A 17,555-nucleotide genomic window follows, 5' to 3' on the forward strand; every position below is an offset into this window, starting at 1 on the left:
ATATATAGCGGACGAAGCAGATAGCGGTATCCTCTCGTCCTTGCGCCTTCGCACGTCCTCTGGGCGGGCCTTGGCAGGGGAGCCCTAAGGCTCGCCGGTTTATATGTGGCCGGTCTGTCAATCCTGCTTCGTGCCCGCCCACCCCGATTGACAGCGGACAGCGGGCCTCCATCCCACATATACGGAGGTCGCAATGCCTAGCACCACCCCAGCTCCCCAAGAGCCCACCCTCGTCCAAAAACAATCCCAACTAGCCGAGAACCTGGCTAAAGCCGACCGCGCCCAGTTCCGCCGCCGCGCTAAAGCCATCCCACCGCAACCCAGCAAAGCCGTCACCCTCGAGGACCACATCCTTGAAGCCAGCGACGACCTCCTGCGCGTCAGCGCCGGCCTTCAGTCCGTCCTGACCTTGCTGGATCTGCAGGCCGGCGATATCCCCGACAGCATCGGCCTCCACGCCCTGCTTTCGCCGCTCAAGCGGCAAATCGACCAGAGCGCCGACCGCCTGCAGACGCTCGTCTGACGAGGGACAGGCCCGCGCAACGCGGGCCTGAAAGCAAAGCGGCGCGAGCCCACTGGTCTCGCGCAGTTCTGGTAGTGACAATGCGAGGTGCCACAAGCTGAAGCCTCAGTACTCCCTCAACACCCAACTGCTGATCGCCGCGAAGTACTCGCGCAACCACGCATTGAAGCGAAGGTACGAAGGCGTCACGGCTCCCACGCCGAATGCCTCCACGGATCCCGCCTTCCGTGCAATCCCCACCGCCCGCCGCACGTGGAAATCGCTGGTCACCACCACAATCGCACTCGCACCATCAACGCCCTGCCCCTCCAGCAACCGCCGACTGAACACCAGATTCTCCTCAGTGCTGGTACTGCGTCCTTCGCGAAACACCTTGTCGGGCGCTATCCCACGCGCAACGAGGTAGTCCGCCATGATGTCCGCCTCAACACACCGCAGCCCAAAGTCCTGCCCACCACTCACAACAACCTTGGCCTCCGGCCACCGCCGCGCCTGCACCAACCCCTGATCCAACCGCGCAATCAACGTCGGCGACGCCTCACAGTTCGGCGTACCAGACCCAAGAATGACAATCGCCTTCACCGGCGCCCCCGCCGGCACGGACACGCCCATGCCACTGCGGATGCCATAAAAGAACACCCCGACAGTCACCAGCCACACAGCAAACGCACCCCACCCCGCACGCCAAAACAACTCCCGCCGCCGATCAGCCTTCCGCCACCGCGCCACGCCATCCCAACACAACGCAAGCAACAGGAACGCAATCCCAATACACCCCGGCATCGTAATGCCAAGGCTGAACAACCCCATCCCCATCAGCGCAACAGCATCCCCAAGCAGCACAGCACCAACCAGCGCCAGCCCAATGCGCACCCAATGCCTGCTGCTCTTCCGGCGCGCGTCAAGGTAGATGTCGCCTCATTCATGCAGCCAAACGCTGGTTTTCGGCTCCTGGCTTGATACCACCGGTGGGCACGGCAATCTCGCGCTCCGGATTGAGCGTGACCGTGTCGATTGGCGACCAGTCGCGCGTGTGTCGTGACCAGCGACGCGGGTTGCAGTCACGAGCCTGAACATAGAGCGCGTGGCGCGCGGCCAGAATCTTGTTGTCCTCTCCGGCATGGCGCTGTGCCGGGCTCACGTAGCGGATGCCGCTGTGCCGGTGCTCATGGTTGTACCAGTGGACGAAGTGGGCCGCCCACGTACGTGCCGTGACCAGATCGGCAAAGCCTGTAGACGGGAACTCCGGCCGGTACTTGGCCGTGCGGAACAGGCTTTCCACGAAGGCGTTATCGTCGCTCACCCGCGGACGCGAGTACGAGGGCTTGACGCCCAGCCAGTGCAACATCGCCAACACCGTGGTGGCCTTGAGCGTGGCGCCGTTGTCACCGTGCAGCACCGGCTTGGCCGCCATGGCGTGAATGCCCTCGGCCAGCGCTGTGCGTTTGACCAGATGCGCCGCGTGGTCGGCGTCGTCGCGGTCGTGGACCTCGAAGCCCACGATTTTGCGGCTGTACACGTCCAGGATGAGGTACAGATAAAACCAGCGCCCGGCGACCTCGGCCGGCAAATACGTCATGTCCCAGCACCACAGTTGGCGCGGCCCCGTGGCCACGTGCGTGGTGGGCGGACGGCGCTGGCGCGGCGCCTTAGCGCGTCCTCGATGCCGGGTCTGCCCATGGGCGCGCAGCACCCGACCGAAGCTCGATTCGCTGGCCAGGTAGACACCCTCGTCGGCCAGCATCGGTACGATGCGCGCCGGCGGCATGTCGGCGAAGCGCGGCTCGTTGGCAACGGCCAGAATGCGTTCGCGCTCCTCAATGCTCAGCGCATGCGCGGGCGTGGGCCGTTCGGCCCCGGGGCGGCGGTCGCCGACCACCAGGCCATCGTGGGCCTTCCAGCGTTGCAGAGTGCGCACGGTTATGCCAGCTACCTCGCACGCCAGGCGCAGGCGAGCGCCGCCTGCATGCGCGGTTTCGATATGGCGGACCATCGTGTGGCGATCTTCCAGGCCGATCATGCGTCCTCGTCCTTGTCCTTCGGGAAGATGCCCTCTAGCTTTTTTGAGAGTATCAGCAGGGCGGCGGCTTCAGCCAGCGCCTTCTCCTTGCGGCGCAGCTCGCGTTCGAGTTCCTTGATGCGGCGCCGATCGGCCTTCGTCTCGCGAGGGGTGGCGCGCGCATCCTCGGGCTCCGCCAGCGCCTGCGTGGCGGCAGCACGCCACTGCTCCAACTCCTGCGGATACACACCGTTCTCACGGCACCAGGCGTTCTTGCTGGCCTCGTCCATCGCAGCCGTCGCCAGCACCGCCTCAAACCTGGCCGCCGCTGTCCATGCCCGCTCGCGAGCGGGCATGGACATAGCGTCCGCACGCCAGCGCTCCAGCGTGGCCACTGCCACACCCAGTTCCCTTGCAACCACTTCCACCGCCGCACTCTCCGGCGGTAACAACCGCGCTACCGCCCGGTCCTTGAAATCCTTCCCGTAACGAGCCACTTCTCTCTCTCATCGCCCCCAGGGTTCAAATTCTATAGGGGCGACATCTATTCTGCCGCGGGGGGCTTCACCGCCGGCCCTGCCTCCACCACCTCAGCTAAGACACGCCGCATTCACCACCCCCACCGACAACGAAATCACCCCCATCACCGCCCCAACCCCCCGGTTGTCGTTTGAGATCGCCTCACTGACACCCCCCAACGCCCGCGCCGCCACCAGGTAAGCCACCACCTGCACAGCAAACGCCCCAAACGCCCACAACAAGAACATCCCAAACGTAGCGTTATGCTGAATGCTCGATGACAACGTCAGCGAGAACCCCAGCGCCGCCCCACCCAGCGACAACGCCGCCGCCACGTTCCCCTCGCGGATCAGCTGGAATTCCCGATGCGGCGTCACCCGCGTATAGACCAGCAGGAACAACCCCAGCAAGCCAAAGCTGGTGACGATATAGATCAGGTAGGCAAGCGCCGGATGCATGGCATTGACCATAGGTTCGACTCGTTGTCAGTGGATCAGGGAAGGAAATAAGACACAGCGAAAGCGAAGCAACACTCAACCGCCACCAGACCGCCCGGAGCTGCCAAAGCGGCTGGCAAAGCCACCACGCGACACCACCGGCGCGCGCGACACGGCGGCGGTGCGCATGGACAGCCCCATGGATTGCCCGCGGCCGAGCGAGCTGCGGCGCACGGTGGCTTCTTCCACCATCGCGGCGTTCGGCGTGGATGGCGCCCATTGCTGCTGCGTGCGCATGCCGTTGCTGTCGTAGGCAGTCATCGGCCGCAGCGGGCCGGACGACATGTCGCGCCGGGTCTGCGAGCCGTCGGGGTGGTAGACGGTGCCGCTGGCGGTGTAGTACGGGCCGTACCAGCGCGCGTAGTAAGCGGTGCTGCCATGGCCGCTGCCTGAACTGCCGTTGGCGCCCGGGCTGCTGGCGGCGTCGGCCAGGCTGGAGCTGTAGAGGTTGCGCGTGTCGTCGGCCGGCACGCTCTCGCAGTCGTTGGGCGTGTTCCAGTCGGCTTCGCAGTCTTGCAGCGTGGCGTAGCTGGCGCGGCGGACGGTCACGCCGGGATCGTCGTCGGCGTCGTCGCTGCAGGAGCCGAGTGCCGCTACGCCGGCGACCACGGCGCAGGCGCCGATGATCCACAGCGTGGGCGACTTCTTCGGCTGGGTGTTGTAGGCCTGCGCCTGCCATGACACCTTCGCGGAGCGGCTGGGCCTGGGGCTGTAGGGGCTGTCGTACTTCGACGGCCGTTGGCTGCCCGGCTTCTTCTTGGCCATGTGCTTACGCGTTCGTGAAGTAGTGTGGAACGAAGAAACTGGTGTTCCTGGCGATGGGCCCGGATTCCTCGCGCACGCACAGGCCGCTGGGCACGTCGTCGACGATCCAGACGCCCAGCGTGGTGTGGCGGCCGTCAAAGCGCCGCGCCGGTGAGTAGGCCTGGTAGATAAAGCCTTCCTCGCCATACTCGCCGGGGTTGTGGACGTGGCCTTCCGGGGTGAGCAGGGTCACGCTCTCGCCTTCGCGCGACAGGAAGGGCTTTTTGGCGTGCGGCTGGCCGGCGAAGCGGCCGGGGTCGAAGCTGGCTTCGAGCAGGTTGGGGTGTCCCGGGAACAGCTCCCACAGGATCGGCAGGATGGCCTTGTTGGACAGCACGGCCTTCCACGGCGGCTCGACCCAGCGCACGGGGCTGTGCGCTAGCTGGCCGCGGTAGTCGGAGGTGGCCATCCATTCCCACGGGTAGAGCTTGAAGACGACTTCCATCGGCACGTCGTCGGCGTCATAGAAGCCGCCGCGGCCGTCGGTGCCGATGTCTTGCAGGTCGACCAGCTTGACGGACCAGCCGGCCTGCAGCGCGGTGTCCATCAGGTACTCGGTGTTGCAGATGTCTTCCTGGCTGTCGAACATGCACGCAAAGTGCAGCACGCTGGCGTTGCGGTAGTGCTGGCGCAGCCATTGCCAGCGCGCCACCAGCGCCTCGTGCAGGCTGTTGAACTGGTCGGCCTGCGGCTGCACGGTGTCTTTCCAGTACCACTGCGCCACGGCGGATTCGATCAGCGAGGTGGGGGTGTCGGCGTTGAACTCGTACAGCTTCGGCACGCCGTGCTCGTCCAGCGTCATGTCGAAGCGGCCGAACAGCGTGGGCTCGTCGCGGTCCCAGGAGGTGCGGATCCGTTGCGCGAAGTCCTGCGGGATGGCCAGGCGCGCGAACAGGTCGTGGTCGATCACGTGCTGCACGGCTTCCAGGCAGCGCTGGTTGAGGTCGTACGCGGCTGCGTACAGCGTTTCGATCTCATGCTTGCTGAAGGCGTAGGCGGCGTCTTCGCGCCAGTAGAAGAAGGTGTTGTCATCGACTTCGCGCGGGACGTTGAACTCGTCCAGCGAATGGAAGTGGAAGCCGACCTTCTCGAGTTCGCGCGGCCAGTTACGGCGCGGGGTCTGGGGGATGCGTTGCATCAGCAGGCCATTGTCGGTGACGTTGCAGGTTGGCAGGCGACGGGTTGCGCGGTGGCGTCGTCGAGCAGGAAGTCGTTGAAGGCGAGCGACGTGGCGCCTGGCCGCGGCTGCCAGTCGGTGAAATGCACGCTGAGCGGCGCCCACCAGTGCGCGGCATCGGCCAGCACGGGGCGGAAGTCGAGCGCGTCGGATTCCACCACGCCGCGCGCGGGGTTGGCCAGCATCCACTGCATGCCGGCGACCAGGCTCGATGCCACCTGCAGGCTGGTGGCGGTGTTGTACGGCGCCAGCGAGCGCGCGCGCTGCACGGACAGGCGCGAGCCGTACCAGACCGCGCCGTGCCGGCCGCTCATCAGCAGCACGCCGAGTTCGTCTTCGCCGCACTGGATCTCGTCGCGCAGGATGCGTTCGCCGCGCACGCGCGGTGCGGCGCGGTCGTCCAGCCATTGCATCGACACCTGCGTGGCGGTGGTGGGGCGATAGGCGTAGTAGACGGTGGGGCGGTATGGCGGCTGGCCGGTGGTGGTGTTGCCGGTCAGGGTCAGGTACTCGGCGATCGAGATCGATTCGTTGTGCGTGATCAGGTACGCGTCGAAGGGGCCATGCTGCGGCGACCACGACCGCACGCGCGTGCGGTGCCCGGGCCGGTCCAGCGCGATGGCCGCGCCACTGCCGTAGCCGTGGCGATAGCCGTCGGGCGGCAGCGTGGGTTCATGCGTGCCCCAGCCGAGTTCGGCGTCCTGCAGGCATTCGGTGATGAAGCCTTCGGCGGACCAGGTGTTGGCGAATTCGCCGTCGCGCGGGTAGCCGGGGGCTTGCTGGCTGTCGTACTCGGCGACCTGGATGACGCGTATGTCGAGCGCGCGCGCGAGTGCGGCCCAGTCGGCGCGGTCTTCAGGCTCCGGCAGCCGTAATCCCACGTTGCCGACCAGTGCCATCAGCGCGGCCTTCACCAGCACGGACACCAGCCCGGGATTGGCGCCATGCGCGACCAATGCGGTCGGCAGGGATTCACGGCCGCGGGCGAAGGCCAGCATCTCGTCGCGCAGCGCGTAGTTGCTCAGGTGCGAGGCTTGCGGGTCGGCTTCGTAGTCCCATGGCTCGATGCCGGCGTCGACGTAGAACGCGCCGCGCGCCTGCGCAAAGGCGATCAGGTCGCGGCTGCAGACGGATGGGGCGAGGTTCAGCAGGAAGGTGCCGGGGCTCAGCAGCGGGCCAAGTACCGTTTCATGGTTGCCGGCGGTGATGTTGGCCTCGATGGCGTGCAGGCCGTGTCCGGCTACGATCTGCATGCGGGTGTGGTCGAGCACGCGGTCCACTACGGTTATCGCAGCCTCTGGCCAGGTTCGCTCCAGCAGTGGCAGCACGGCCTGGCCGATGCAGCCGAAGCCGACGATGACGATTTGTTCGATCACGCAGACCTTTATGCCCGTAATGACGAGCGGCCGGGCCGCGCGCCTGGTTTTATTCGTTCTGTCTGGATTTGCCAGAAATGGCGAAGGCAATACTATAGCGGGCAGTGGTTGCTGCCAAGCATGCGTGCAAGCCGTGTCATCGCAGGCGGTATGACCTTGTAGGCAACACCTTAGTACACCCCTGGCACCATCCGCCATGTCCGTCCACAGTACGCCGCATACTCATCCCCAAATTGATCAAGCAATAACGCCTCTTCCGCCCGGATCCGCGCCACCAGCACCGGCACCATCGCCACCGTCAGCAACACGCCCACGCCTGAACGGAATCCGAGTACCCATCCCAGCGAACTGACCACGAATCCGAGATAGCTCGGATGCCGGATCACGCCGTAGATGCCGGTAGTCACCAGCGTATGCCCGGGCTGGATCGCCACCAGTCCGCTGAACCGATGCCCAAGCACGAACACCGGCCACAAGCGCAGCACGCCGCCGGCGGCAAACAACGCCACGCCAATCCAGCGCACGGTATCCCCATCCAGCGTCCAGAAGCCGATGCGGTCGGTATAAGCCGGCAGGTAAGCCGCGAGCAGCCCGAGCACGCCGAACGCGGCCAGCACCCAGCGGTTGCCGCGGTCTTCGCGCATGCCGCTGCTGACGTTGCCGCCGGAGAACAGCGCGGTCACGGCCAGGGCGAACAGCACGATGGTGAGGGCCACGCGCGCGGGATGCGCAAAGAAGGCGCCGATGCGGCCCCAGCCCGCGATCGCGATGGCGAGGTAGGCAACGGTGCCGGCGAGGGTGGCGAATGCCAGGCCAGGAGTCGGGCGCATGGAGACCTCCGCTGCGACGATCGATGCACCTGTGTAGCGTAAGCCCGGCATGGCGGGGCTGTCGAGCGTGCGTGGCCGTGCTTAAATTGCGGTTTCGCCCCGCTGCCGATGCCCTGACGTCGCAGGGGCACCATGAAACGCCAACGCCATCCGCCATGCCACTGATCGATATCCAGAACCTGCAGCAAGCCGCCTATGACTTCGGCAAGCTCCGTAACTGGGGCAAGTACCACAGCCCCAAGAACCTGGCGATGGCGCTGAGCGTCGAGGTGGCCGAGCTGGTCGAGATCTTCCAGTGGCAGACCGAGGAGGAGTCGCGCCAGGTCATGTCGTCGCACAAGCGCGAGCATGTGGAGCAGGAGCTGGCCGATATCACCATCTACCTGACGCAGCTGGTGACGGCGCTGGGCGTCGATCTTGACGCCGCGGTCCGCGCCAAGATGGAGATGAATGCCAGGAAATATCCGTTGCCGGAGTGAGCGGGCGGGCTGGATGAACCGACGCCGGAAGCCCAGGCCTGTGTGGCATTGCGCGACGGCGGCCCAGGCTTCATGAGGCGGATGCGCCTTGCGCCAGGATGCATACGAACAGCACGGCATTCAGCATCAACAGCCCGCAGACCGTCAGCGCCATGGCGGACGCGTCGCGCAGGCGCTCGCGCATGCGGTGCGCGCCGGGCAGCCATTCCCCCCGCGTCCTGCGAGACCAGCAGCAAATGCCCGCGCTGCACATGCCCAGCCACGCCAGCGTGCCAAGCGATTCCCAACCGGTTTGCCGTGGTGCCAGCGCGCGCGGCGGCGACGTACGCAGCGGGATGGAAGCCGGGCGCGGTCGATCGATCGCGACAGGAGGGAGGCGGTCATCGAGGCTTCCCGACTCGGCTTCGTGAGCAGGCGCAGGCTGTGGCACGAGGACCGGCGGAGCGGGCTGCGGCCGGCTCGCCAGCGTTGGCTGGGGCGCCATCTTTGGTGCCGCTTGCGGCTCGCTCTTTGCAATGTTGCGCACAGGCGCCTCGGGCGCATTGGGTTGCGGCGCGGAGGCGCGAGGTGCCGGTTTGCGGTTCCTGTGCGGTTGCCAGCTGGCAAAGACGCTGTCCAGGCATGCCACCGACGTGCAGGCATCCCGGCGCCGTCGCCATGCGGCGATGTCGTCCTGCGCGATTACCCCGGTGCGCAGCAGTCGCTGCTGCTGTGCATGAATGCGTTCGTGATTGCGATAGAGCATCGCGTAGTCGCAGATCAGCGTGGCTGCGCTTGCTTGCCTGTTTTCCCTGCATGGGCTGGGGGAGGCATACAGATCGTCGCAGCGGGCGGCCGGGGAGCGCAGCGTGTTCTTGCAGGCGATATCCGACGCCTGCGCACCGGCGGTGAGCAGAAGGTTGATCGAGATGCAAGCGACCAGAGGGCCGGGAAGCCTTTTCATCCTGTCGCCCCGGGGGCAAGCCGAGGGAGGCGGCGCAGGGACGGCGTCGATGGGGTCCTATTCTGGCGCCCTGTAGCGGATGTTCGGTACGGTGGCGCACGGAAGCGGCAGGGGTGTCCGGGCACAGGGCTGTGCGCGCGGCTGGCGATGGCTTCCTGGCGCGGCTTGATCATTGGATCGAAAGCCCGCTGGCGGTTGATCTTTTCATGAAGCCGACCGCTCCGGATGCGGCGGCGCACGGCCCGCGCTCCGCAGGCTGTGTCTGCTTGCGTCCGCATCCGGACGCTCCACGCGTTTCCCGCTGCACCTGGCCCACTGTCCGGCGTTACGCCAGGATCCAGAACAGCACGATGCTGTTCACGGCGATCAGTCCGGCCGATACCAGCACGATCCGCGCCGCGGTCCGCGTCCGCTGGCGCCGGCGCGCGGCATCAGGCAGCCATGGAACCTGCCGCCGGCGGCACCAACGGACCATGCAGGCGCCGCACAGACTCAACCACGCCAGCGCGCCAAGTGGTTCCCATCTGCCTGGCAAGGATCCATCCACGGGGTAGGCGGGAGTCCATAGCGTGGCGGGGCCGGGGGACGGCTGACTGATCGCCGGCGCGGTGATGGGGCGCTCCGGGGTTTCGCTCTTGGTCACGGCCTGGGGCCTGGACTGTGGCGTGGGCAGGGGGGCGGAATCCAGGAGCGGCCGGTCAATCGTGGCCGGAGCAATCGGACTCTCGTTGATTTTCCTGTCGGCCGAGGGGTCAGGCGAAAGCTGCGGCGCAGGCGGCGGGACGGTATCCGGAAACGGCTGGCTTTTCGCGACAAGGTTGACGGGTTGTGGTGGGCTTCCTGACGGCACCACGGCCCCAGGCGACGGCTGCGGCGTAGCGGGAGAAGCAAGCTGCGTCGGGGCTGTCTGCGTTTCCGGCTGCTTCTTCTCCTGCTGCGTCTCCTGCTGCTTCGCCTGCTGTTTCTCCTGCTGCGTCGCCTGCTTCTTCTCCTGCTGCGTCTCCTGCCGCCTCTCCTGCTGAGTTTCCCGCGGCACCGGCTTCACCACAGGCGGCGGGGGACGGACCTCAGCCCTCGGCCCGGCAGCCTCCGGCTTGCTCTTCCTGGCATTGCGCGCGGCTTGGGCGGGCATCGCCGGCGGCGCCTGGGCAGCGGGGGGAACCGGTTTCTGGCTCCTGTAGTCGCGCCAATTGGCAAAGGCCCTGTCCAGGCACGGCACCGACGTGCAGGCATCCCGGTGCCTTCGCCATGCGGCGATATCGTCCGGCCCGATCTCCCCGGTGCGCAAGAGCTGCAACTGCTCTGCGTAGACGCGTTCATACGCACCGCGGAGCATCGTGTAGTCGCAGATCAGGGCGGCGCCACTGGGCGGCTTGTCCGCATGCCTGCAGGTATTTCCCGCGACCGGCTGGCCGTCGCAGCGGGCGGCCTGCGAACCCAGCCCATGATGGCAGGCAATATCCGACGCCTGCGCAACAGTGGTGAGCAGAAGGCTGGATGCGATGCAGGCGGCCAGTCGGCCAGTAAGCCTTGCCATGCAGTTGCCCCGCGGTAGCGGAATGCGGTGCGCGATGGCGCCGAAGGGTTCCTATTCTCGGCCTGCACAACGGATGCTCGGTGCGGTAGCGCACTTAACTTAGGCTTCCTGGCGATGGAATGCGGCAGGCCCCGTAATTACGGCGTCAGCCATGACCACCTGTCTCCCCTGTCTCCGAGCCAGTGGGCGCCCGCGCGGCAATCATCCAGCAGGCAGCGGTGAAGTGCACGGTCTGGCCACGCATATAGGGCCTGAAGGCGTTGCCGACGGCTTCGACAACCTGGCCACGCGTGCCTGCGTCTGCGTCCCGCAGCGCCAGGCCGACGGGGCCCAGGCTCGTGAAATAGTCTTCCAGCGCGTGCGCCGGCAGCGCGCATGCCACGTCGATCGGCGTGATGTCGATGGCGGTCCAGCCGCTGTCCTCGAGAATGGACCGCACCAGCTGACGATCGCCGAACGCGAACTGCCCAGGGCCACCCGGCTGGCGGGGTGGCAGGTTCCGCAACAACGGCGCAGCGGCGCGCTCTGCAGTGGTCATGAACGGGTTTTCCGCCGCACCGCGCCATGCGATGCAACGCAACGCGGCGCCCGCCTTCGCGGCAATCCGCAGGTTGGCAAAGGCGGCGACCGGGTCGGTGAAGAACATCACGCCGAGGCGCGACACGATTGCGTCGAAGGTGCCAGGCGCGAAGACATGGGTTTGCGCATCCGCCTGGACAAAGGTGGCCGGCACGCCTTCCCGTTGCGCGCGCGCCCGTGCCACGTCCACCAGCGGGCCGGAGATGTCGATGCCGGTGCATTGCCCGCGCGCGCCGATGCTCCGCGCCAGCGCCAGCGTCGTCGCGCCCGCACCGCATCCGACGTCAAGCACATGCCGCGCCGCGCCGGCATCGACCGCGCCGACGAGCAGCGCTTCCAGCGGCTGTAACAGTTGGTCGAGCAGCGCCTGCTGCGCTACCCATGCCTGGCCGGACGGGCCGTTCCACAGCGCGGCCTGTTCGCCGGCACCATTGCTCGTTGACTGCTTGTCACCCATGGTTGTGTCCTCCCGCACGCCATCATGGCGTCGAAGCTACACTGTGCCAGTTCAAGTCAACTTGAGGTCAAGCGGTGAAAAGCCTGGATATCGCCGAAGTGGCGCAGCAGGCGGGCGTGCCTGCGTCGACGCTGCGTTTCTATGAGGAAAAGGGCCTGATCGCTCCCATCGGCCGGCGCGGGATGCGGCGGGTGTACGACGCCGGTGTGCTGGAACGGCTGGCGCTGATCGCGCTGGGGCGGGCGGCAGGATTCTCGCTGGACGACATCGCCCGGATGTTCTCGCCGGAAGGCGGGCCACGGATCGACCGGAAGCTGCTCGCGGCCAGGGCCGATGAACTGGACCGCACGATCCGCAAGCTGACGGCAATGCGGGATGGCTTGCGGCACGCGGCCGTGTGCCCGGCGCCGAGCCATATGGAATGCCCGACGTTCCGGCGGATTCTGGGCGCGGCGGCAGCCGGGGCGATCGGAGGCAGGAAAAAGGCAGGCGTTGCCGCGAGGTGAAGGCATCGCCGTGGAACGCGCCGGCCCTCTTCCCCGGCGCCTCTTTCGCCGCGGGAGAGGGGAGAAGACCAGCGGTGCTTAATCGTGCGCGATGTTTCCGATTGCGGCGCGAACCCAATCGAACCCGACGCGCTCCTGCTCAAGCCTCAGGTTCTTGCGGATGCGGTTATCCCGCAGGTCATCGTAGAGTGCCTGTTCATCGGCGTTCAGCCGGGGCAGATTCCGCAGCATCTGGCAGTCCTCCACGCCCCATTGCCCCTCGAATGCCATCAACGTTTCGCGGTCCATCAGGATCGATTCGGCATGCTCAAGCACGCCGCGCAGCTGGCTCAGGATGGCAAAGCCGTGGGTGTCGATGTCGCCCCAGTAGTAAATCCGGCAATCCGACAGCCAGCACGCGCCCGCGAGCAGGCTGAAGCCATAGCCCGCGCCAAAGATCACCAGGCCTTCGGGCACTTCCGGGAAGGCCAGGAAGTTGGTCTCGTTTTCCGTGATGAACACGCGCGAGACACCCGGTGCCAGCGCCGCAAAGCTGTCGGTATCCAGCGTGACATCGTGCGTCGGCGCATTGCCTGGCAGCGTGCGGTTGTTGCGGTCGAGGAAGCGGAAGCGAATGCGCATCGGCTTGTCGAGAAACCCATAGCGCGTGGAAAACTGGTGGACGCCGGAGTGCTGCGCGGCGATGGCGTCAGGCCGCAGCGCCAGGTCCAGCAGCTCGGCCAGCACGCCGCGATGGGCCTCAACGAACTTGGTATGCACGCCTGGGAGATCGACCTGGCGCAGGTATACGCCAGGCCTCGGGTGCCGCTGCAGCCATCCGACGATGGCAAGGAGCCTGTCCCAGGCGTCGTGGAATTCCAGCGCGCGCAAGGGCCGCTGCGTCAGCCAAGGTAGCAGCAACGGCTGCGTAGCGCGCGTTGCTGCAACCATGGCGGCGAAGCGCTCGACCTCGCGGCGTTTGCCCAACAGTGCGACGGCATCGTTCAGCGTGTCGATCCACGCCGCGCATGGCATGGAATTGGCGCCAAACGTTCGATGGCGGAATTCGCGCATTTCCAGCCGGAAATACGCCATTTGCCGCAGCTCGCCAATCCAGGCGCGCGCTGCCTCGAAGCGCTCCGTCAGTTCACCCGAGGATGGTGCGCGCAACGTCAGCCGCCTCGGAAACAGCACTTCCTCCGGAACCGAGCTGACCATTGCGCGCAGGATGTCGCCCTTGTCCCAGAGCCTCTGCACCTGGGCACGCAAGTCGGCGGGGAGGCTCCAGTTCATGCGGTCATCCTGGCTTTTTCGGCGCGGTACTCGTCGATCGTCAGGTTGCGCACCTTGGAGGCACGCCCTTCGTCGTTCTGCACGAATGCGACGCTGGACACGTACGGCTCGATGATGTGGATCTTCTGCAGCGGCGTCACGATCAGCAGTTGCAGGTTGAGCTTGGCGAACAGCCGCAGGCCGTATTGCGCCGACTCGTCCGAGCCGCGCCCGAAGGCTTCGTCGATGACGACAAAGCGGAACGAGCGCGAACGCACCGCGCCCCATTCCAGCCCGAACTGGTAGGCCAGGCTCGCGGCGAGGATGGTGTAGGCGAGCTTTTCCTTCTGGCCGCCTGACTTGCCGCCGGAGTCAGAGTAGTGCTCATGCTCGGCATTGTCTTCACGCCAGCGTTCGCTTGCGCCGAAGACGAACCAGTTGCGCACGTCGGTCACCTTGACGGTCCAGCGCCGGTCCTGGTCAGTCAGGCCGGTGCGGCCGCGGAAGCGTTCGATGATGTGCTTGACCTGCAGGAACTTGGCTTCGGAGTACTGGCTGTCCTCGGAGCCGGTCAGCGCACCTTCGGTGCAGGCGCGCAGCTCGGACTGGAAGTCGCGGATCTCGGCATCGGGCGTAACCTGCGCCTCCAGCCGGATGTAGCGCCCGGTGTTGTAGTCGATCTGCGTCAGCGATTCGTTGATGCGCTCCACGCGCTCGCGGATGGTCTGCTGTTCCTTGCCGAGCTGCGCGTTGAAGTTGGCGATCTCGTTGATGGTGTTGACGTTCAGCAGTTCCTTGAAGCGGGCCTCGAAACGGGGCAGATCGTCCGTGCGCAGCTTATCGAGCATGCTGCGGTATTCAAAGCCGGCCGAGACACTGGCATCGACCTCGCTGGTTTCCAGCTTGAACGCTTCCTTATATGCTGACATCGCCTTGACGATGCTCTCGCTGAGCCGCACCAGCCGCTTCGCCTCGGCGTCGAGGCGCTCCTGTAGTGCCGTCCGCATGTCCCGTTCGCGGCCGTCGCAGGACTCGACCGTCAGGCTGTGTTCGCCGAGTATCTCGGCACGCAGCGCATCGATGGATGGCGTCGGGACCATGTCTGCAAAGTCGGCAGACGCGTCCAGGGTTGCCTGCGTTTCGGCACGCAGCGCCAGCGCGTCGGTCCTGCGGCCCTCGGCTTTCGAACGCTTGTCTCGGTGGTCTTCCAACTGCTGCTCGGTCTCCTGCAATGCAGCCCCGAGCTCGTCAAGGCGGATCGTCAGCTGCCGCAGCACATCCGACGCTGATTCCAGCTGGCGTTTTTCTTCGGCCAGCCGGGCGGCCTCCCGCGCCGGCGCCTGCCAGTCGAGCTCCTCGAAGTCGGCAAAGATATCCAGCTGGGACAACGCCGTGACCTGCCTCCGCAGCACGTCTCGCTCGTTCATCAGCTTGCCCATCAGCGCCCCCAGCTCCGCAAGCCGGTTTTGCAGCGTGCGAGCCTCGCTTTCCAGCGCGGCGATCTTGGCGGCGTTGCTCCAGCCCAGCACATATCGGCTGCGATCGTCCAGGCGGTGGCGGTCGTCCTTCTCATGGCGCTCGCCGGGCATCTTGACCTGACCGGCGCGCGTGACGGCACGCGTTTCGCGGCGAAACTGTTCATGCGTGGCACAGCACGCGACGTCAAAACGCGCGGCCACCTCGCGTTCCAGCCAGCCGTACAACGGGGAATCGGGCTTGATGGCGAGTTTGCGCGCGAGCGAATCACGGTGCAGCGCCGCGACGTCCGTCCTGGCGCCTTCGCGAACGCGGAAATAGACCAGCCGGCCTTTCAGGTGGGTGCGGTCCACCCAGGCCGATACCTCCGGATACAACACATCTGGCACCAGCAGCGACAGGCCGAAGTTGTGCAGCAGGCGCTCCGCCGCACCTTCCCAGTCACGCTCATCGTCCCGTACTTGCAGCAGTTCGCCGGCAAAGGGCATATCGTCTTCGGAGAGAGACAGGGCTTCGCCCAGGGCGTTGCGCATGGCGATCTGGGCAGCCGGGATATTGCTGCGGCGCGACTTCAGGCTGCGGATTTCCCCGTCCAGCGCGTCGTGGTCGGCCTTGCCCTGGCGCAGCGTGACGCCGTGCTCGGTAAGATCGTTTTCCAGTGCGGCTTCGCGGGATTTCGCCGTCTCGGCCAGTGCTGCAAGGCGCGCTCTTAAAGCCAGGAAGGCGGACGCTTCCTCCGGGGGCGCCTCGCCGACCGCGCGGACCAGCTCGCCATAACGTTCTGACTTTTGCTGCCGCCTGGAGCTTTCGTCGGTCTGCAAGCGGATTTCCTCGGCCAGCCTGCCGATGCGGTCGCCTCCGTTCTCGGCGATATGACGACGTAGTTCGGCTTCGTCGCGGCGCTGGCTTTCGTACCGCTCCTGCAGTCTGCGCACCTGGTTGTCCTGCCGCTCAAACTCCTCGGTGAGGCCGGAAATGCGCTTGTCCAGCAGGCCCAACTTGAGCTGCGCGAAATAGGGGCGCAGCGCCTCGCGGCAGGCACGCAGCTGCTCGGATGCAGCGGCCACTTCGGCATGGCGCTCACAATCGGCGACCAGCGGCGTCAGCATTGCCTCCTGGCGCTTGGCCTTGAGGACTGCTTCATGGGCGCGATCCAGGTCATCGAAGTGCCCCAGCAAGGCCTCGATGCGCGGTGCCACATCGAACGGCTCCAGCATGTGGCTGCGCACGAAGTCGGTCAGGTTGCCGACCGATTTCATCGACACGGTCTGGTGGAAGAGTTCGAGCGCCTGCTCGTTATCGATGCCGAAGCGGCGCCGGAACCAGGCGCCATAAGGATTGAATGCGTCAAACAGCTCCACCTTCAATGCGCGCAGCTTCTTGCGCAGCGCGGCGATGTCCATCCCGAAGTGGGCGAAGTCCTGTGCGATCGAGAGGTCTTGCTCCGCGCCGACATAGAAGCGGGCGGGCTGCCCGTGGACGTCCTTCATCCAGAACACTTGCGCCAGCGTCACGGTCTGGTCGTAGCCGGCGTTGTGGAAGACGCCCAGGATAACGGAGTAGTTGTTCTGGTCGCGCAGCGCCACGGGACGCGTCGTGCCGGTGACCTCGTTGCGCTCGGATTTGTAGTGGCCGAGAACGTAGCTGCGCAGGGTGCGTTCGCGGTTTTCGGCACCCGCCGCCTTGTTGTAGGCGATGCGCTGGGCAGGTACAAGCAGCGTGGTCACGGCGTCAACCAGCGTCGACTTGCCTGAGCCGATGTCGCCGGTCAGCAACCCGTTCCGGCCTTCGGGATGGATCACCCAGACACGCTTGTCGAAGGTGCCCCAGTTAAAAACTTCGAGCCGGGACAGGCGAAAGCCCGACAGCGTGTCGTCGCCGGTGAAATCCAGGCCGAGATTTTGGGGTTCATGCATCGGCTCGCCCCCCGTTCAGTACGGACGTGGGGACCCCTTGGCCGCTCAACTGGATTTGGTAGGCCGCCAGCCGGGCATCGAACTCGGACAGCCATTGAGCATCGACAAAGGCCTTCAGGATGCGTCGGACTTCGAAGCCGGCCTCGCCGCCGGCGCGGGCATTGCCGTCCGCCTTCAGCCGCCTCAAAAAACCCAACTCCACGATCTTGTTCACATGCAGTTCGATCTGGTCGATCAACTTGGCTTCATTGGTGCCGCCGGGCAGGAACACCCGCAGCAGTTCAGCGATTTCATCGAGCGTCAGTACCAGCCGCGTGTCGCCGCCGGTGGCGTCGAACTCAGCCAGCTTCTTGCGCAGCAGCGCCAGCGTCAGGCTGACCGGGAACGACAGCTGGCGCCGCGCGATCAGGCGTGGCGGACGCTGCGCGCCGTCGTCCTCGATGTCCGGCTGCGAGCGCAGGAACGCATAGCCTTCCGCCTCCTCCAGTACCAGTTCGAGGCCCAGCACCGCGACATAGTCGCGCACGGTGGGTTGCAGGTTCAGCAGCGCATGCCAGAGGGCGGCATCGCCTTCGCGGTAGAGCACGCCTTTCAGCAACGGCACGACCAGCGCCGACAGGGCGAGGTTGGCCGGCACGCCCGCGGCGGGCGCCGCCACGTCAATGGGATCCAGGTCTTGCATCATG

The 17,555-nt window shown here is 66.0% G+C and carries 16 protein-coding genes; 3 read left to right on the top strand and 13 right to left on the bottom strand.

Going from position 1 to position 17,555, the window contains the following annotated elements; genetic code table 11:
- The first annotated feature begins 193 nt into the window (after nucleotides 1-193).
- On the top strand, nucleotides 194-523 hold the full coding sequence (locus CTP10_RS00060) for a DUF1484 family protein (protein ID WP_116320122.1): 330 nt from the start codon (nucleotides 194-196) through the stop codon (nucleotides 521-523).
- A 105-nt stretch (nucleotides 524-628) separates the two neighbouring features.
- On the opposite strand, the gene CTP10_RS00065 is transcribed toward CTP10_RS00060, so the two are convergent.
- From CTP10_RS00065 to CTP10_RS00095, 7 genes are all read right to left on the bottom strand, one after another.
- Nucleotides 629-1,396 carry a YdcF family protein gene (locus CTP10_RS00065; RefSeq protein WP_233528161.1) on the bottom strand — a complete coding sequence of 256 codons (768 nt, stop codon included), beginning with the start codon at nucleotides 1,394-1,396 and terminating at the stop codon, nucleotides 629-631.
- A gap of 49 nt (nucleotides 1,397-1,445) precedes the next feature.
- A protein-coding gene (locus CTP10_RS00070; RefSeq protein ID WP_271815432.1) for an IS3 family transposase occupies nucleotides 1,446-3,019 on the bottom strand; the annotation gives its coding sequence in 2 pieces (ribosomal slippage) (nucleotides 1,446-2,590 and nucleotides 2,590-3,019; 1,575 coding nt in all).
- Nucleotides 3,020-3,112: 93 nt separating this feature from the next.
- Nucleotides 3,113-3,511, bottom strand: coding sequence for a DUF350 domain-containing protein (locus CTP10_RS00075; protein WP_116322302.1), 399 nt, complete (start codon nucleotides 3,509-3,511; stop codon nucleotides 3,113-3,115).
- 63 nt (nucleotides 3,512-3,574) lie between these two features.
- Nucleotides 3,575-4,303: a hypothetical protein gene (locus CTP10_RS00080; protein WP_158577724.1), complete on the bottom strand. Its 729-nt coding sequence runs from the start codon at nucleotides 4,301-4,303 to the stop codon at nucleotides 3,575-3,577.
- A 4-nt stretch (nucleotides 4,304-4,307) separates the two neighbouring features.
- A complete protein-coding gene (locus tag CTP10_RS00085; protein ID WP_116322303.1) occupies nucleotides 4,308-5,480 on the bottom strand; it encodes a glutathionylspermidine synthase family protein in 1,173 nt (390 codons plus the stop codon).
- Entirely contained in the window at nucleotides 5,480-6,895 is a 1,416-nt protein-coding gene (locus CTP10_RS00090; protein ID WP_116322304.1) for a saccharopine dehydrogenase NADP-binding domain-containing protein, read from the bottom strand. The genes CTP10_RS00085 and CTP10_RS00090 overlap by 1 nt, the downstream gene beginning before the upstream one ends.
- 170 nt (nucleotides 6,896-7,065) lie before the next feature.
- On the bottom strand, nucleotides 7,066-7,725 hold the full coding sequence (locus CTP10_RS00095; RefSeq protein WP_116322305.1) for a methyltransferase family protein: 660 nt from the start codon (nucleotides 7,723-7,725) through the stop codon (nucleotides 7,066-7,068).
- Between the two features lie 155 nt (nucleotides 7,726-7,880).
- Here CTP10_RS00095 and CTP10_RS00100 point away from each other — a divergent pair, with 155 nt between their 5' ends.
- Nucleotides 7,881-8,204, top strand: coding sequence for a nucleotide pyrophosphohydrolase (locus tag CTP10_RS00100; RefSeq protein ID WP_116322306.1), 324 nt, complete (start codon nucleotides 7,881-7,883; stop codon nucleotides 8,202-8,204).
- Nucleotides 8,205-8,274: 70 nt separating this feature from the next.
- On the opposite strand, the gene CTP10_RS00105 is transcribed toward CTP10_RS00100, so the two are convergent.
- The 3 genes from CTP10_RS00105 to CTP10_RS00115 form a co-directional block, all read right to left on the bottom strand.
- The gene (locus CTP10_RS00105) at nucleotides 8,275-9,147 is read right to left on the bottom strand and encodes a hypothetical protein (RefSeq protein WP_116322307.1); all 873 of its coding nucleotides are present in this window, start codon (nucleotides 9,145-9,147) and stop codon (nucleotides 8,275-8,277) included.
- Between the two features lie 325 nt (nucleotides 9,148-9,472).
- Nucleotides 9,473-10,684 (bottom strand): hypothetical protein, encoded by a 1,212-nt coding sequence (locus CTP10_RS00110; RefSeq protein WP_116322308.1) that lies wholly within the window; start codon nucleotides 10,682-10,684, stop codon nucleotides 9,473-9,475.
- 145 nt (nucleotides 10,685-10,829) lie between these two features.
- The gene (locus tag CTP10_RS00115; RefSeq protein WP_116322309.1) at nucleotides 10,830-11,720 is read right to left on the bottom strand and encodes a class I SAM-dependent methyltransferase; all 891 of its coding nucleotides are present in this window, start codon (nucleotides 11,718-11,720) and stop codon (nucleotides 10,830-10,832) included.
- Between the two features lie 74 nt (nucleotides 11,721-11,794).
- Between CTP10_RS00115 and CTP10_RS00120 the strand changes: the two genes are divergently transcribed.
- Complete coding sequence (locus CTP10_RS00120) at nucleotides 11,795-12,226, top strand: helix-turn-helix domain-containing protein (RefSeq protein ID WP_116322310.1); 432 nt, start codon at nucleotides 11,795-11,797, stop codon at nucleotides 12,224-12,226.
- 78 nt (nucleotides 12,227-12,304) lie between these two features.
- Here the strand turns inward: CTP10_RS00120 and CTP10_RS00125 are convergent, their stop codons facing one another.
- The 3 genes from CTP10_RS00125 to CTP10_RS00135 are packed head-to-tail and all read right to left on the bottom strand — an operon-like array spanning nucleotide 12,305 to nucleotide 17,554.
- Complete coding sequence (locus CTP10_RS00125; protein WP_116322311.1) at nucleotides 12,305-13,498, bottom strand: DUF3322 domain-containing protein; 1,194 nt, start codon at nucleotides 13,496-13,498, stop codon at nucleotides 12,305-12,307.
- Nucleotides 13,495-16,869 carry an ATP-binding protein gene (locus tag CTP10_RS00130; protein WP_116322312.1) on the bottom strand — a complete coding sequence of 1,125 codons (3,375 nt, stop codon included), beginning with the start codon at nucleotides 16,867-16,869 and terminating at the stop codon, nucleotides 13,495-13,497. Before CTP10_RS00130 ends, CTP10_RS00125 begins: the two co-directional genes overlap by 4 nt.
- On the bottom strand, nucleotides 16,862-17,554 hold the full coding sequence (locus CTP10_RS00135; RefSeq protein WP_442875096.1) for a DUF4194 domain-containing protein: 693 nt from the start codon (nucleotides 17,552-17,554) through the stop codon (nucleotides 16,862-16,864). The genes CTP10_RS00130 and CTP10_RS00135 overlap by 8 nt, the downstream gene beginning before the upstream one ends.
- Between the last annotated feature and the right edge of the window lies 1 nt (nucleotide 17,555).

This window comes from Cupriavidus sp. P-10 (genome assembly GCF_003402535.2).
Taxonomy (GTDB): domain Bacteria; phylum Pseudomonadota; class Gammaproteobacteria; order Burkholderiales; family Burkholderiaceae; genus Cupriavidus.

Coding starts and splice junctions, on each gene's coding strand:
- CTP10_RS00075 (WP_116322302.1), bottom strand. CDS start 3,511: ATGGTCAATGCCATGCATCCGGCGCTTGCCTACCTGATCTATATCGTC.
- CTP10_RS00115 (WP_116322309.1), bottom strand. CDS start 11,720: ATGGGTGACAAGCAGTCAACGAGCAATGGTGCCGGCGAACAGGCCGCG.
- CTP10_RS00085 (WP_116322303.1), bottom strand. CDS start 5,480: ATGCAACGCATCCCCCAGACCCCGCGCCGTAACTGGCCGCGCGAACTC.
- CTP10_RS00060 (WP_116320122.1), top strand. CDS start 194: ATGCCTAGCACCACCCCAGCTCCCCAAGAGCCCACCCTCGTCCAAAAA.
- CTP10_RS00105 (WP_116322307.1), bottom strand. CDS start 9,147: ATGAAAAGGCTTCCCGGCCCTCTGGTCGCTTGCATCTCGATCAACCTT.
- CTP10_RS00135 (WP_442875096.1), bottom strand. CDS start 17,554: ATGATGCAAGACCTGGATCCCATTGACGTGGCGGCGCCCGCCGCGGGC.
- CTP10_RS00080 (WP_158577724.1), bottom strand. CDS start 4,303: ATGGCCAAGAAGAAGCCGGGCAGCCAACGGCCGTCGAAGTACGACAGC.
- CTP10_RS00130 (WP_116322312.1), bottom strand. CDS start 16,869: ATGCATGAACCCCAAAATCTCGGCCTGGATTTCACCGGCGACGACACG.
- CTP10_RS00125 (WP_116322311.1), bottom strand. CDS start 13,498: ATGAACTGGAGCCTCCCCGCCGACTTGCGTGCCCAGGTGCAGAGGCTC.
- CTP10_RS00095 (WP_116322305.1), bottom strand. CDS start 7,725: ATGCGCCCGACTCCTGGCCTGGCATTCGCCACCCTCGCCGGCACCGTT.
- CTP10_RS00100 (WP_116322306.1), top strand. CDS start 7,881: ATGCCACTGATCGATATCCAGAACCTGCAGCAAGCCGCCTATGACTTC.
- CTP10_RS00110 (WP_116322308.1), bottom strand. CDS start 10,684: ATGGCAAGGCTTACTGGCCGACTGGCCGCCTGCATCGCATCCAGCCTT.